Raw genomic sequence first — 15160 nt, forward strand, 5'->3', positions numbered from 1 at the left:
TAAAAAAGATAAAAGGTGAATTCTTGCATTGCGCAGATTTCATGCATCTGTATAAAATGAAATGAATGTTAATTATGTTGCATAATCATAACGAATTGAGAGTATGATCAAATTAACGGCTGTGAAAACAAAACAATAAAGCCAAATGGAGATAAGGGAATGAATTCCATGATAAAAATGGAGCTTGAAGATTATTCAGCTGAAGACAGCACTCATTTTTTTGATCTGTACCATAAAAATAGTTTTAAAGAGCCGCCACGAACCACATGGATTGATGGCTGGAAAATTGAATATATGGCGATCGCATCGCCAGAAACACTGTACCAGACGCCAACGCTGATTGTCGGAGGCGCATTTCAAAATTTTAATTCATATAAATATTGCGTTGAACAGCTCTTCGAGAAAGGACCTGTTATTTTAATCGACTTACCATCTTTAGGTTCAAATCAACAAATCCACAATCGTGATACTGGAATTTCTGCTGGTACTCTAGAGCTACCAGAGCTTTCAAAAATGTTAGGTCAATGGTTGGATTTGGTGGAGATTAAGAAAGTCTCTGTCATGGGGATGTCATTAGGCTCTGTGGTTGCTTCCTGTTTTGCTCATTATCGCCCAGAACTGGTAGATCGATTGATTCTGATGGGCGTCATGCAGAAGACGCGTAAAAGCTGGCGTATGTTGCTTGAAGAGTCATTAATATTGATGCAAGAGCAACGTATGGATGAGTTTGGTCAGGCTGTCATTTTGTACTTGGTGAATCATGCAAAATTAGATCAAACGCGTATGTCTCCAACAGCTAAACGACTTTTTTATAAGCAGATGTCTGAGTTTGATATCGCTGAGCGTGAGCGATATGAAATCAACTGTAATCGTTTATTGCGTCTTTCCCATGTTCCAATACCGATGTGTAAAACATTGGTAGCATGTGGTCAATTCGATAGTTTTACTTTGCCATTTGAGAATGCGAATTTTGCCTTGCAATGTCCTGATGTTGAGTTTGCAATGATTGCAAATGCGGATCATGTGCCTCAACTGCAACGCCGAAAAGAAACCATGAATCTTTTTACCAGTTTCTTAAAAGGCGAATCGATTCATAATCTAGATGGGATCATTTATTTAGATAAAGACCAAATGCAATCTTTGGATCGTAGAGGAGAAGTTCGATTTGCCCTTAAAAATGCACATTCTGTTTTAATTCATCAAACAAATGCACAACGTTTTGAAGTTGAAATTAAAGACCTGAATTACTTTGGTGTATCATTCTTTTTGGATGACCCATCTCAAGTTGAAGTATTACAGGCAAATGCTCGAAGTTTTGCAATTGAATTTGAGGATGAGCAAGGACATTTTGCTGTCGAATGTTTAATGTTCGATTTTATTGGAAATGAAGTAAGAGCATTATTCAAGCATGGTTATTTTGAAGTAGCTGATCGCTTACTTCAATTTATAGATACCCATAAACACAATGACAGCGTGGATTAGGCTGTCATTGAATTCATTTGAATCAAAAAATAGATACTTCGTAATATTGCTACGAACGAATCATTATTTTATTGCATGAATCATCCATACTAGATCACCAAGATGCTGATCTGTATCCATATTTTGATTCTTTTTTTCAAAATACAGTTGAGGTTGAATGACTTCAACTTCAGTAAAACCTGACAGTTTAAAAAAGTGCTGTACCTCTAAAGGGTCTTTAAAGTGGAAGGTAAATGCACTTCTTGAAGCGTATTTGAGTAATTTGCTGCTCGACCAAATTAAGTTAGCCAGTTTATGTTGCACAGGCTCGGGATAAAGGTCAGTTAAATAATGAAGCGTTTGGAATGGTTGACCAAAACGCACAATCGAATTCAGCAATTGTTTGAGTAAATCTTGATTAAAATAATTGATTAATCCTTCACTGATAATCACTAGCGGTCGTGTTGGGTCGAATTCGTCAAAAGCTGTTTTGAAATCATCCGTGAATAAGTCTGCTGATAAAACTTTAGGGCTTTCGGGATCGATTTTATTCAAAGCGGATTGTTTTGTGGTAGCCATGTCTGGTAAATCTAATTCGCGATAATCTATTTCGGGATAATGGGATCTAAACCACCAACCACGAGGTGAAAGTCCCGCTGCAATTTCTAAAATTTGCAGGTTTGGATATTGTTTGATTAATAATTTTAAGTGATCGTCTAATAATGTATGTCGTGTCTTCAGGGTTGAACGCATACTTCCACCGATAAACTTCTCAGCCATACTTTCAAAAGGGTGAGCGAATTGCACCAACGCTTTACCTTTCGAAGTCGCAAATGCTTCGTGAGAGATACCCATTTGGTACCAAATATAGCCAGTGTAGTGAGCAGTAAACGAAATATGACGGTGCTTTGATTGTTTTGATTGAGACATACACATCCTTGGCTATGATTATTATTGGATTGGTCAAGATAAAGGGAGCATTAGAATGCTCCCTGTATTATTAAAATGATTGTCTAAAATCTTCAATGACCTTTTTGACAGATTTCCATTCGTTGCCTAAGTCAAGTTGTTCACCAATGCGAATCTCTTGAATCTTACCGCGCATACGCTCTAAGCGTTCTTGGTTCGGCAATGGATAACTCTCTATGGCACTGAGCGCGACACATGCAGATTCCCGATTATTGCAGACTAAGCCCATATCACAGCCAGCTTCAAGCGCGGCTTTGATGCGAGCATCTGCACCACCTGCAACACAAGCTGCTTGCATACTTAAGTCATCAGAAAACAGGACACCGTCAAACTGAAGTGTTTCACGAAGTACTTTTTGAACCCAATACTGAGAAAAACCAGCAGGATTTGGATCTACTTTTTCATAAATCACATGTGCTGGCATGAGTGCGTCAAGTTGAGGTTGGAGTTGAATAAAGCTTTGCATATCTTGAGCTTCAATTTCAGCATAACTTCGTGTATCCACAGCTGCCGCAATATGTGAATCTGCTTTAACCGAGCCATGGCCAGGGAAGTGTTTCCCCGTGGTTGCCATACCAGCGCGTTTCATACCTTGCATAAAGGCTTGGGCTAAAGGGATGATATCTGAGATATTTTTAGCAAAAGCACGGTCACCAATAACATCGCTGATGTCGTTAAGGTCTAATACAGGTGCAAAGCTGAAATCGATCCCGACTGCAAGAACTTCGGTAGCCATGAGCCAACCGCATTGTTCAGCCAATTCAATTGATCGTTCTGGCTGACTTAAATAGAGCTCACCGAAACGTCCCATGGCAGGAAGGAGAGTGAAGCCTTGTTTTAAACGTTGTACGCGTCCGCCTTCTTGATCGACTGCAATTAAAATATCGGGACGAACTTGGCGCATATGATCCGTTAAGGCGCGAACTTGTTGAGGTGATTCAATATTTCTTCCAAACAAAATGACTCCACCAACTTGTGGAGATTGTAGGAGTTGAATATCTTCTTGATTAAGTGTTGTGCCCTCAATATCAAGCATCAATGCGCCAATCATAGTGGAATCCGTGATTCTAATTTTAAAAGAGAAAACAATACCCGAATTTTGCAATGATTTGCTACATTTTCTCCGTACAGATTATGATAAAACTATACGGCAGAAATAAAAAAGTTGTTTAAGGTTTTGAATATTAATATTTCTATCTGAAAACAATAGTGTAAATTTGGTTTATCCAAGGAAAGACAAATTCGTTATGAAACTTCAAACAATCGCTTGCGCGGTAGCCATTGCCACTGGTGGTTTATTTTTTGGTCATACAATTAATGTTGCGATCGCAGCGAATGAACCAGCGGTTCAACAGGTTCAGAATATAAAGCCCACACAAGAACAAGCTTTAGTTTCAAGACAATTAGCAACTTTGGTGGATCGTCAGCACTATTTAAATATGCGTTTAGATGCTACGACCTCACAACGTATTTTTGATATGTATATTGATAGTCTTGATCCTGACCATAGCCTTTTCTTGGCAGATGAAGTGGCAAACTATAAGAAAAAATACGGACCAACTTTTGGAGCCGCGCTCAAAGCGGGTAACCTTGAAGGACCTTATGCCATTCACGCTCAATATCGTGATCGTTTAAAGTCATTCTATGAGTTTATGTTGGCGGAGTTAAAAAAACCGCAAAACCTAAATCAACCTAATGTGTTTATCGAGTCTGATCGTGAAAAGGCTCCATTTTTCAAAAATAAAGCTGAGCAAGAAAATCAATGGCGCAAAATGCTGGTGTCTCAGTTAATCAATTTAACGATTGCTAAAGAAGAAGATTTGGCTAAGCAAAAAGCGTTGAAAGATGATCCTTCTTTAGCAGCAGGGCAAGATCTCACTTCAGCTGAAGATTTAACGCCAGTTCAGACTTTGACCAAGCGCTATATGCGTCAATTAGAACGTATGAAGCGTACAAAAAGCGATGACGTTTTAGAAAAAACGCTCAATGCTATGTTAGCGACTTATGACCCGCACAGTAATTATTTCCCACCAATCGATGCGATTGAGTTAAATCGTCAGACCACATTGCAGCTTGAGGGGATTGGTGTGTCGATCCGTCCAGAACGCGGGAATGAAGACTATACGCGTATCGAGACGATCGTAGATGGTGGTCCTGCGTTTAAGACGGGACAGGTCAAGTCTGGTGATCGTATTATTGGTGTCGCGCAAGACGGTGACAAAATGGTCGACGTCATTGGATGGACCAGTTCTGAAATCGTTGGATTGATCCGAGGTAAGCGTGGGACTAAAGTCACCATTAAATTGCTCGGACCTGGAGCATCTATGAGTCAGGCACGTACCGTAACTATCGTACGTGATGTGATTCAAGAAGAGGATGCGGGTGTACGTTCAAGAACAGTTGAAATTGTACGTGATGGCAAGAAACATAAAGTTGGAGTAGTCGAAATTCCATCGTTCTATTACAACTACCGTGCCCGTCGTGCTGGTGAAAGCTATCGTTCAGTATCTGAAGATACCAATAATGCATTGAAAAGTTTAGCTGCGCAAAATGTCGATGGCATTATCGTTGATCTTCGTAATAACCCTGGCGGTTCACTCGAAGAAGTGGCAAAAATGATTGGGCAAGTGATTAAATCTGGTCCAGTGGTTCAAATTCGGGATGGGAATGGTAACGTCAGTGTCTTCGAAGATCGTGATGGAGGCGCTCAAACCTACGCAGGTCCATTGGCTGTCATGGTGAATCTGGCTTCTGCATCAGCAAGTGAAATCTATTCAGCTGCTGTGCAGGATTATGGTCGTGGGATTGTGATTGGAAGTACTACGACAGGTAAGGGTACAGCTCAAGTTCAATTGGACAGCTTAGCGTATGGTCAAGCGACATTGACGCAACGAAAGTTTTACCGTGTTACTGGTGGAAGCACACAAAATAAAGGGGTTGTGCCTGATATTCAATTGGTTGATATCTACGATGAAGAGTTTGGGGAGCGTAAAGCTAAGAATGCTTTAGAGTGGGATACCATCCCTACAGCTCCTTTCAAACGTGAGGGAGAAGTGCAAGCCTTTGTACCAAAATTAGCTGCTCATTCAAAACAGCGTGTTGCGAATGATATTCAATTTAAGTATTTAGAAGCGCGTAAAGCGATTTCGCAGAAAGCTAAAGAGAATAAACAAATCGTGTTGGATATCGATCAACGTAAAGCTGAACTCATCGCTTTGGAAAAAGAAACGTTGGCAGAAGAAAATAAACGCCGTATAGCAATGGGTAAAACTGCTTATCCAAATTGGGAAAGTTATCAGGCATCGATGGAAGCTTTGGCTGAATCGCGTGCTAAGATGAAAACTAATCAACGCCCACCTTTACCTGAAGAAGAGGCATTTGTCACTGAATCAGCTCATATCTTGCTCGATTACATTGCCTTGCAAAAATAAAAATATTTATTGTTAAGTTTTACTTAAAAAATGGCGTATTTCGATACGCCATTTTTTATGGATATCGCCGAAAAACAACTTGACGTTCAATGAGATGGTGATATTGTTGTAGGCGACAAATGCTCATTAAAAAGTTGAACCTTCTTACATTTATTTACTGTACTTTTGGGGTTTAAATAAAATAAAAACAGGTTCAGGTACGGATAAGTCTCTATATGATTCATATGAGTTACGATTATGCAATGGTGGCGGGTTCTGCTGTGGCGGCAGTGATCGTCTGCTTTATTGCTATTTCATTTGAACAACTCATTAGTACCCACAAAAACCCAGTTGGTCAAAAAGTGCTGCTCGGTGTAAGTGGCATGATATTTGGTCTTGCGATTTGGGTCATGCATTTTGTTGGAATGCTGGCTTGTCATTTACCCGAAGATCATAGTTTCGATATAGGTTTAACGCTATTCTCTTATGTGATCGCAGCTCTCGCTTCAATTTTTGCCATATGGCTCACGACTAGATCTACACTTCCTTTGGCTAGATTGGTTTTGGGTGCACTTCTGATGGGTTTCGGTATTTCAGGTATGCACTATACTGGAATGGCGGGATTGATCGTTCCCAACTACATTATTCGTTATGACACCATTTTGGTGATTTTTTCTGTACTGATTGCTGTATGTGGTTCAGGATTGTCATTCTGGCTGATGTTTAAATATAAGCGTACCTATCACAATAAATTGGCTTTCAAGCTTGCCGTGGCATTCATGATCGCTTTTAGTATTGTGGGAATGCATTATATTGGTATGGCGGCTGCGACTTTCCAACCCGTGGATGCCAAATATGCAGCATTGAATCAACTCCATGAAGGTCAAGGTTTATTACTTTTTGTCATTATATTTGTCACCTGCTTGGTTTTAGTGGTCAGTTTTTTTGTCGCTATTTTAGAATTACGACTTGAAGAGCGAAATCAACAATTAATCAAAATGAATAAGGAATTGGAAAGCCTTGCCCTTCAAGATAATTTGACCAAACTTCCAAATCGACTTTTTTTGCTTGATTACACCACTTCATTATTTTCACTACATCAATCTAAAGATCATAAAGTTGCATTCATTTATATTGATTTAGATCGTTTCAAGGCAGTAAATGATGCTTTTGGACATCATATTGGTGATCAGCTTTTAGTGAATTTAGCACATCGACTTCATGCATTACTCGAAAAAAACCAAAAATTAATTCGTATTGGTGGTGATGAGTTTTTATTGGTTGTTGAAGACTTTTCTACAGACCAAATTGATCAAGTTGCCAATCTAGTATTGAGTAAAATCCAAGAAGGCTTTGTGATTTCTGGGAAGGAAATCAATATCTCAGCAAGTTTAGGTGTGGTCTATTATCCAGATCATGGTGCTGATTTACATGATTTGTTGGTGAATGCTGATGCTGCAATGCTGATGTCCAAAGAGCAAGGTCGCAATACTTACAGTGTGTTTAACTATTCATTAGATCAACAAGAAATCGCACGTAGCCAATCAAAACTTATTAATGATTTGTATCGTGCTGTTGAAGAACAACAATTCATTTTATTTTATCAGCCGAAATTCACAGCAGATTTTAAAATTTGTGGCGTTGAAGCTTTAATTCGTTGGAAGCATCCAAGTCTAGGACTTCTAGCACCAAATATGTTTATTGAGGGTGCGGAGCAAACAGGTCTTATTATTAAAATGGGCTACTGGGCTCTTGAACAAGCGTGTATACAGATTCAAGCTTGGCAAAAAAAGAAATTGCCTTTCTGTCCGATCGCTGTAAATTTATCAGCTGTACAATTTGAACATAAAGCGCTGGTAGATACATTAAGATGTTTAATCACGCAATACCAGATCGATCCAGCCCATTTAATTATTGAGATTACTGAATCGACAGCAATGCATCATATCGATGTCAGTATTCGTACTTTTGAGAGCCTACGTAATTTGGGGATTGGGCTTGCGATTGATGATTTTGGAACTGGTCATTCTAGCTTCTTATATTTAAAGAATCTCCCGGTAGATGAGCTTAAAATTGACCGTGAATTTATTCGAAATCTTTCACCCAATACTAAAGATGAAATTATCTTAGAAAGTATTATTGTATTGGCTAAACGTTTAGGTTTGGTGGTGACAGCTGAAGGCGTTGAAACTCAAAAACAAGCCGATATCTTAAAACGTTTAGGTTGTCAGCAATTACAAGGCTATTTATTGGGTATGCCATTACCTGTGGATCGTTTAGAAAGCACATTTAAGAACTATTAACTTCTGGTCAGTTTCTGATTCATCACATTCACATTCGGTATTGATCTGCTACAATATCGCCAATTTTTATTTTGATCTTTTTTGATCTTCTAAACTGCATGTCTGCAGTAGGTGTTATTCATGAGCTTTAAGCAAGAGTTAGCGGAGCAAGTTGCTCAGCGACGTACATTTGCCATTATTTCCCACCCCGATGCGGGTAAAACCACAATGACGGAAAAGTTATTGTTGTGGGGGCAAGCGATCCAAGTTGCAGGTATGGTAAAAAGCCGTAAATCTGACCGTGCTGCGACATCAGATTGGATGGAAATGGAAAAAGAGCGTGGTATCTCAATCACGACCTCTGTGATGCAGTTCCCTTATAAAGACAAAATGATCAACCTGCTCGATACACCGGGGCATGAAGATTTCTCTGAAGATACATATCGTACCCTTACAGCCGTAGACTCAGCATTGATGGTGATTGATGGTGCGAAAGGTGTCGAAGATCGTACGATTAAATTGATGGATGTGTGTCGTATGCGTGACACACCGATTATTTCTTTCGTTAACAAAATGGACCGTGAAATTCGCGAGCCACTCGAGCTCCTCGACGAAATTGAAAACGTCCTGAAAATTAAATGCGTACCTTTAACTTGGCCTTTAGGCACAGGCCGTGACTTCGCGGGTGTTTTTAATCTGATCGAAGAAAAATTCTATGTCTATAAAGCAGGTTTTGGTTCAACCATTACAGATATCGAAATTCGTGACGGTTATGACCATGCTGACCTTCGTGAAAAAGTCGGTGAATTAGCTTGGGCTGCATTTGAAGAGTCACTAGAATTAGTTCAAATGGCAAATGAACCGCTTGATCGTGAAGAATTCTTAGCAGGGCGTCAAACTCCAGTATTGTTTGGTACAGCGTTGGGTAACTTTGGTGTAGACCATGTCTTAAATGCATTTAGTGAATATGCACCACCACCAAAAGCACATCCTACCCAAGACCGTAAAGTTGAAGCGACTGAAGAGGGTTTCTCTGGTTTTGTCTTTAAAATTCAAGCCAATATGGACCCTAAACACCGCGATCGTATTGCTTTCATGCGTATCTGCTCAGGCAAATATGAAAAAGGCTTGAAAATGAAGCATGTGCGTATTGGGAAAGATGTGCGTATTTCAGATGCATTAACGTTCTTGGCGGGTGATCGTCAGCATCTAGAAGAGGCATGGCCAGGTGACATTATTGGTTTACATAACCATGGTACGATTCAAATTGGCGATACTTTCACTTCGGGTGAAAACTTGCAATTCACAGGTATTCCTCACTTCGCTCCTGAAATGTTCCGCCGTGTTCGTTTAAAAGATCCTTTGAAATCGAAGCAACTCCAAAAAGGTTTAAAAGAGCTTTCAGAGGAAGGTGCAACTCAGGTATTTATGCCACAAAACAGTAATGATCTTATTGTGGGTGCTGTGGGTGTTCTTCAATTCGAAGTTGTAGCTTATCGTTTAAAAGAAGAATACAAAGTAGATTGTATTTACGAGCCTGTGAGCATTAACACTGTTCGTTGGGTTTCATGTCCAGATGAGAAAAAATTTAACGAATTTAAGAAAAAAGCACATGACCAACTTTCAGTTGATGGTGGTGGGCATTTAACGTACTTAGCACCTAGCCGTGTCAATTTACAATTAATGCAAGAGCGTTATCCTGATATTGTTTTCCGTAATACACGTGAACATTAATTTTGCTTGAAAATGTAAAACAGCTTCCTCGTGAAGCTGTTTTTGTATCAGAATAACCAATGATTTAATTTTGGTTGATTTTTGTGATTACTCTAAACTTACAAAAAAAACGATTGCGTATTCTTCTTGCTACCTTAGTCATTGGGATGGCATCTTGTGAAAAACAACCAGAGTCTAAGACACAAAAGTCAGGGCAGTCTGCCCAAGTTAAAAACGCTGATGTGTTACCATACTTAAATGATGACGCGTTTCAAGTTGAAATAAAGAGCGAAAATTGCACAAAATCGGTCTGTGAAAAAATTGAAATTTTAAGTTTAAAAACCGCAGATCAGTGGGTCAATCAACAACTTAACAACCATTTGGCTTTTGTGATTCAAGATCAAATTAATGAAAAAGAACAATTGAGTTTGGATCAATCCATCGAAACCTATATAAGTCGCTCTGAATCATGGATGAAGGAGTTTTCACTGAATCAGCCTTATGAGTTGGATATACTGACGCAAGTCGCCACCCAACGAAATCAATATGTGTTGATCCAATTCATTGTTAACACAAAACAAGCTGAAGTGATCGTTAAAGATCGTGGTTACTTTATGGTATTGGATCGAAAGCAGAAAAAAGTTTTACAGTTGCAGGATGTGATTCAAAAGAACCAAATAAATGATTTTGAAAGAATACTTCAAGTGTCCTATCAAAAATGGTTAAAGGCCCAGAGTGGTGAAGTGAGAAGTATCGCTCCAGTGAATCTCAGCTGGCAAAATCAGGAATGGTTCTTTGATGGTGAAGGGATTGGTGTTCATATTCGTGCGAACGAAATTGTCAAAGGTGGTGAGCAATTGGATATCTATTTGAATCATGCTCAAACCAAGCAGGTGGTTGTACCGCAGATCTTTCAAAAGATGTTTTGAAATATTACAAATATTGTAATGTAGCATATACAATTGCAGTTAAACCCATACAAACGAAGCTTGAGCTATCAATTTCATCGGGTTAGGCTTAAATCAATGATAAATGACCGTTTCTCCTCAAGGTTGTGAGATGTTAAAAAATAAAATAGTTTGGACTGTATCTGTACTTACTGCCGCAATTACGCTGAGCGCATGTCAGCCAAAAGGGGACGGGCCTAAAGAGTCACCTGACACTCAAACTCAAGCAGCATCGGAAGTTCAGATACTCGTGCTTCAGGGTGAAACTGAAAAAGTGCCTGTTCGGTTGGTAGAATGTGATGGTAACAATTGTCCAGAAATTTCAATTGATCGATTGAGAACGAATCAATTTGTGTTAGATGGCTTAATTGATCAAGCGATTATCAAAAATTTACAAGAAACGCTAGAGTTGTTCGAACCTGAGCAGACGCTGCCTAAAGACAAAGATACTCAAGCCGCAAGTGAAGTTGTTGAATATAAAACTGCAGCGCAGTTACTTGCAGAGCAGATTCAGCCCTATATTGATAACTTTGTGGGTTTAGATAAAGAGTTAAAGCACTTGGGGGTTGGACATCAAATTAGTTTGAGTATTAGTCCTAAAATTTTAAATTCACAAGGACCACTTGCAACCGTCGTATTGAATACGAGTAACTATTTAGGAGGTGCACATGGTTCTTCTTCACAAACTTACTTTAATTTTGATTTGAAACAGCAGAAACAAGTGTCACTAGATCAAATTTTAGTGAAAGACCAAAAGAATAAATTAAATCAATTGGCCCATGATGAATTTAAAAAATGGGTCATAGATTCGCAGTTAGCAGATAACGTTGAAGAGTATGAAGAGGCTTGGAAATTTAAACTCACTGATAATTATTATTTGGGTAAGAAGGGTTTAATTCTTCAATACGGTGAATATGAAATTGGTCCTTATGTGGTGGGTTTGCCAAGACTTACGATTCCTTATGAAAAGTTACAGGGTGTGATTAAACCTGAAATGCTGGAGGCTGTTCATCCTTCGGTTCAAGTTGCTGTACCTCAAGCTGCAGGTGAAGCAAAATAACATGTCCATGCCACGTTTGTTTGATACGCATACGCACTTTGATGTAGAAGATTTTGACTTCGATCGTGAGCAACTTGCGTATCAGGCTAAACAGAAGGGAGTGGATGCCCTTGTACTGATTGGGTTTCAACACCAACGCTTTCATACATTGATTGAAACACACCATTGGTTAAATGGTTTAGATCAGGCACCGAGGAGTTATCTCGCTCCTGGTCTACATCCTTTTTATATCGAACAACATCAGCCTCATCATCTAGACGATCTAAAAAAAATTCTTGAAGTACAACAATGCATCGCCGTTGGAGAAATTGGTTTAGATACTTTTCTCAAGCAACATAAGCAGTCGGAAGTTTTCGCTAAGCAACAGGATTTTTTTGCGCAACAAGTCGATTTGGCTCAACAATTTAAGCTTCCTGTGCTGTTACATATTCGTAAATCTCATGCTGAAGCATTAAGGCTGTTAAAAGCAAAGCAATTTGTTCACGGTGGTATCGCCCACGCATTCAGTGGAGGGATAGAAGAAGCGAAGGCATTTATTCAACTTGGATTTAAGTTAGGGGTCACGGGACAGATTACCAATTCCAATGCTAAAAAATTACACCAAACAGTTCAGTATGTTGGTATTGAACATCTGGTCATTGAAACAGACTGTCCTGATATGACGCCATTATGTTGTCAAGCTTCAACTGAACACCGTACCCGTAATACCCCACAGAATTTAATTTATGTTTTAGAAGGTTTGGCACATAGTTTAAATACAAGAGTCGAAGACATTGCGCAACGTGTTTGGGAGAATAGTGTGTCTGCACTCAACCTAAAAAATGAACTGAAATTGTCGTGAGTTCAAAACTCTCTATTCCTCCGAAGTTTTGCTAAAATACGCCTTTTCCAAATAGTGTTAGAGCAATATGACTGACTTAGTTCATGATGAGGAATATGAACGCCGTTTTACGGGTGTAGCCAAAATTTATGGTGAAGAAAATTTTCAGCATTATGAAAACAGTCATGTCATGGTGATTGGTATTGGCGGTGTTGGCTCTTGGGCTGTCGAAGCTTTGGCTAGAACAGGTTTGGGCGAGTTAACACTAGTTGATATGGATTCTGTTGCAGCGTCAAATATTAATCGTCAGTTACCTGCGATGACATCAACATTAGGTCATGAAAAAATTGAAGTGATGGCAGAGCGTTGTCGCCAAATTAATCCACGTATAAAAATCAATTTAATTGATGATTATCTAACGCCTGAAAATGTAACGGAGATTTTGAGTTCAAATCCAGATGTTGTGTTGGATTGCATTGATGATGTCAAAGCAAAACTCGCATTGATGCTACATTGTCGTTTCAATAAAGTCCCTTTGATTGTATCTGGTGGTGCTGGTGGTAAATTAGATCCACTCAAAATTCGGGTCGCAGATTTGTCAAAAACAGAATACGACCCGATGCTGGCAAAATTAAGAAGTCAGTTACGCTCAAAAGGTATCTGTAAAAAGCCGAAAGAGAAGTTCGGTATCACCTGTATTTATTCGGTGGATAATCCTTTTTCGAATGCTGATATTTGTGCGAGTGCTGGGTTAAGATGTGGTGGTTATGGTTCAGCCGTGGTGGTGACATCAAGTTTTGCAATGGTAGCAGTGGCTGAAGTGTTAAAACGATTAGATTCGATTCAAGCAAAACAAGCCTAAAAGTGATTATCAAAAAAGGTCTCTATCAAGAGACCTTTTTAATGATGAAATTGGTTTATTCAGCATTGATTTTTAAGCTTTCTTGTTCAGCATGTCTTTGAATGGCTTGTTGCATACCGATTAAGGCATTTTCAATATCTTTTAATGTTTTCGCGTTACCCCCACTCAGGGCTTGTCGCCATTTTCGTGCACCAGGAAGGTTTTGAAATAAGCCTAAAATATGACGTGTAATGACTGAAAGTGGTGCACCATCAGCTAAACGTTTTGCAATATATGGCATCATTTCCTGCATGATCTCAAAACGATCAGGTGCTGACAAATTCCATAATTGTCCTAGTTCAGCCAGTAGATAAGGATTGTGATAAGCCTCGCGACCAATCATGACACCATCCACATGTTGTAAGTGTTGTTGAGTTTCAGCAAATGTTTTGATCCCACCGTTGATTTCGATCAATAGTTCTGGGCGATCTTGCTTTAAGCGATAGACATCTTCATAACGTAAAGGTGGAATGTCCCGATTTTCTTTCGGTGACAAACCTTGTAGTAAAGCAATGCGTGCATGCACGATAAAATTTTGACATCCCGTTTTTGCAACGGTATCGACAAAATGCAGCATCTCCTCATAAGATTGCATATCATCGATGCCGATTCGGTGTTTTACCGTGACGGGGATATCAACTGCATTTTGCATTTCAGCAATACATTCAGCAACCAGCTCAGGCTCAGCCATGAGGCAAGCACCAATTTTATTGTTTTGAACACGATCACTAGGGCAACCAACATTTAAATTGATTTCATCATAGCCCCAATCTTGAGCCATTTTAGAACAGGTTGCGAGGTCTTTAGGATTTGATCCACCAAGCTGTAACACAATAGGGTGTTCTTCTTTGCTGTAATCTAAATGACGTGCTGCATCGCCAAATAAAATTGCGCCTGTGGTCACCATCTCGGTGTACATGATGATATTTGGATTGAATAGACGTGCAAAAAAGCGGTAATCACGGGTCGTCCAATCCATCATTGGGGCGACGGAAATTCGAGGCTGTAAGGATTGGATATCAGACATGGTGAAACCTAGATTGAATAAATCGTGAAAAGCTCGGCATCTTACCATAATTTAAAAAATGGTTCATTGAGGAGGGGCATGAAACACTTGATAATTCAGGTAATATTAGACAGATACGCCCAGAATTTAATAATGGAACTAAAACACATTATTTATTTGATAAGAATGGGTAATATACTGGGAAATGGTGATATGAAAATATTTTTATCAGATGTACAACAAGTATTCAGCGGCTTATTGACCCATAAAATCAGTCGAGAGGAAGCTGAAGAGTGGGCAAGAATAAGGATGAATGCGCTTGACCATAATGAATTGTTTTTTGATCTTCCTACTGAAGAGAAGCTTCTATGGAAAGCAATAATTTATTTGAGTGGTGTAGCTTTAAAAATATCACCTGAGGAATATATGGAAGATGATGATGGTATCAAAGAGATGTTTAATACTTATTGGTCAAAGTGATGTGGCGTCATGTATTAAACTGGACGGTATATTTAGCCAGACTTTGAGGAAGTTTAATACACTGCTTTATCTAATAGATGAAGGATGTGTGGATATGGGCTATGAAGCCAA

At 39.2% G+C, this 15160-nt stretch carries 12 protein-coding genes; 9 read left to right on the forward strand and 3 right to left on the reverse strand.

All coding sequences use genetic code 11. The annotated features are described in order from the left end of the window. Window positions 1-159: 159 nt before the first annotated feature. A complete protein-coding gene (locus CL42_RS03510; RefSeq protein ID WP_035265288.1) occupies window positions 160-1482 on the forward strand; it encodes an alpha/beta fold hydrolase in 1323 nt (440 codons plus the stop codon). Window positions 1483-1545: 63 nt separating this feature from the next. Here CL42_RS03510 and CL42_RS03515 read toward each other — a convergent pair whose 3' ends face one another. Both CL42_RS03515 and nagZ read right to left on the reverse strand, forming a co-directional pair. Further along, on the reverse strand, window positions 1546-2391 hold the full coding sequence (locus CL42_RS03515) for a class I SAM-dependent methyltransferase (protein ID WP_035265290.1): 846 nt from the start codon (window positions 2389-2391) through the stop codon (window positions 1546-1548). A gap of 70 nt (window positions 2392-2461) precedes the next feature. After that, window positions 2462-3481, reverse strand: a complete 1020-nt coding sequence (gene nagZ, locus CL42_RS03520) for a beta-N-acetylhexosaminidase (RefSeq protein WP_035265292.1) — start codon at window positions 3479-3481, stop codon at window positions 2462-2464. A gap of 196 nt (window positions 3482-3677) precedes the next feature. On the opposite strand from nagZ, the gene CL42_RS03525 reads away from it, so the two are divergent. The 7 genes from CL42_RS03525 (at window position 3678) to CL42_RS03555 (ending at window position 13524) form a co-directional block, all read left to right on the forward strand. Further along, a complete protein-coding gene (locus tag CL42_RS03525; RefSeq protein ID WP_035265294.1) occupies window positions 3678-5861 on the forward strand; it encodes a carboxy terminal-processing peptidase in 2184 nt (727 codons plus the stop codon). Between the two features lie 215 nt (window positions 5862-6076). Beyond that, complete coding sequence (locus CL42_RS03530; RefSeq protein ID WP_035265296.1) at window positions 6077-8143, forward strand: putative bifunctional diguanylate cyclase/phosphodiesterase; 2067 nt, start codon at window positions 6077-6079, stop codon at window positions 8141-8143. 120 nt (window positions 8144-8263) lie between these two features. Next, window positions 8264-9856 (forward strand): peptide chain release factor 3, encoded by a 1593-nt coding sequence (locus CL42_RS03535; RefSeq protein WP_035265298.1) that lies wholly within the window; start codon window positions 8264-8266, stop codon window positions 9854-9856. Between the two features lie 83 nt (window positions 9857-9939). Next, complete coding sequence (locus CL42_RS03540) at window positions 9940-10764, forward strand: hypothetical protein (protein WP_155756948.1); 825 nt, start codon at window positions 9940-9942, stop codon at window positions 10762-10764. A 130-nt stretch (window positions 10765-10894) separates the two neighbouring features. Next, window positions 10895-11842 (forward strand): RsiV family protein, encoded by a 948-nt coding sequence (locus CL42_RS03545; protein ID WP_035265380.1) that lies wholly within the window; start codon window positions 10895-10897, stop codon window positions 11840-11842. A 7-nt stretch (window positions 11843-11849) separates the two neighbouring features. Next, window positions 11850-12683 carry a TatD family hydrolase gene (locus tag CL42_RS03550; protein ID WP_416202003.1) on the forward strand — a complete coding sequence of 278 codons (834 nt, stop codon included), beginning with the start codon at window positions 11850-11852 and terminating at the stop codon, window positions 12681-12683. A 67-nt stretch (window positions 12684-12750) separates the two neighbouring features. Continuing rightward, complete coding sequence (locus tag CL42_RS03555; protein ID WP_035265301.1) at window positions 12751-13524, forward strand: ThiF family adenylyltransferase; 774 nt, start codon at window positions 12751-12753, stop codon at window positions 13522-13524. Between the two features lie 55 nt (window positions 13525-13579). On the opposite strand, the gene dusA is transcribed toward CL42_RS03555, so the two are convergent. Continuing rightward, entirely contained in the window at window positions 13580-14590 is a 1011-nt protein-coding gene (gene dusA / locus CL42_RS03560; protein WP_035265303.1) for a tRNA dihydrouridine(20/20a) synthase DusA, read from the reverse strand. A 192-nt stretch (window positions 14591-14782) separates the two neighbouring features. Here dusA and CL42_RS03565 point away from each other — a divergent pair, with 192 nt between their 5' ends. Continuing rightward, entirely contained in the window at window positions 14783-15049 is a 267-nt protein-coding gene (locus CL42_RS03565) for a hypothetical protein (RefSeq protein ID WP_035265382.1), read from the forward strand. The last annotated feature ends 111 nt before the right edge of the window (window positions 15050-15160 follow it).

The organism is Acinetobacter sp. Ver3, assembly GCF_000632455.1.
GTDB lineage: Bacteria > Pseudomonadota > Gammaproteobacteria > Pseudomonadales > Moraxellaceae > Acinetobacter.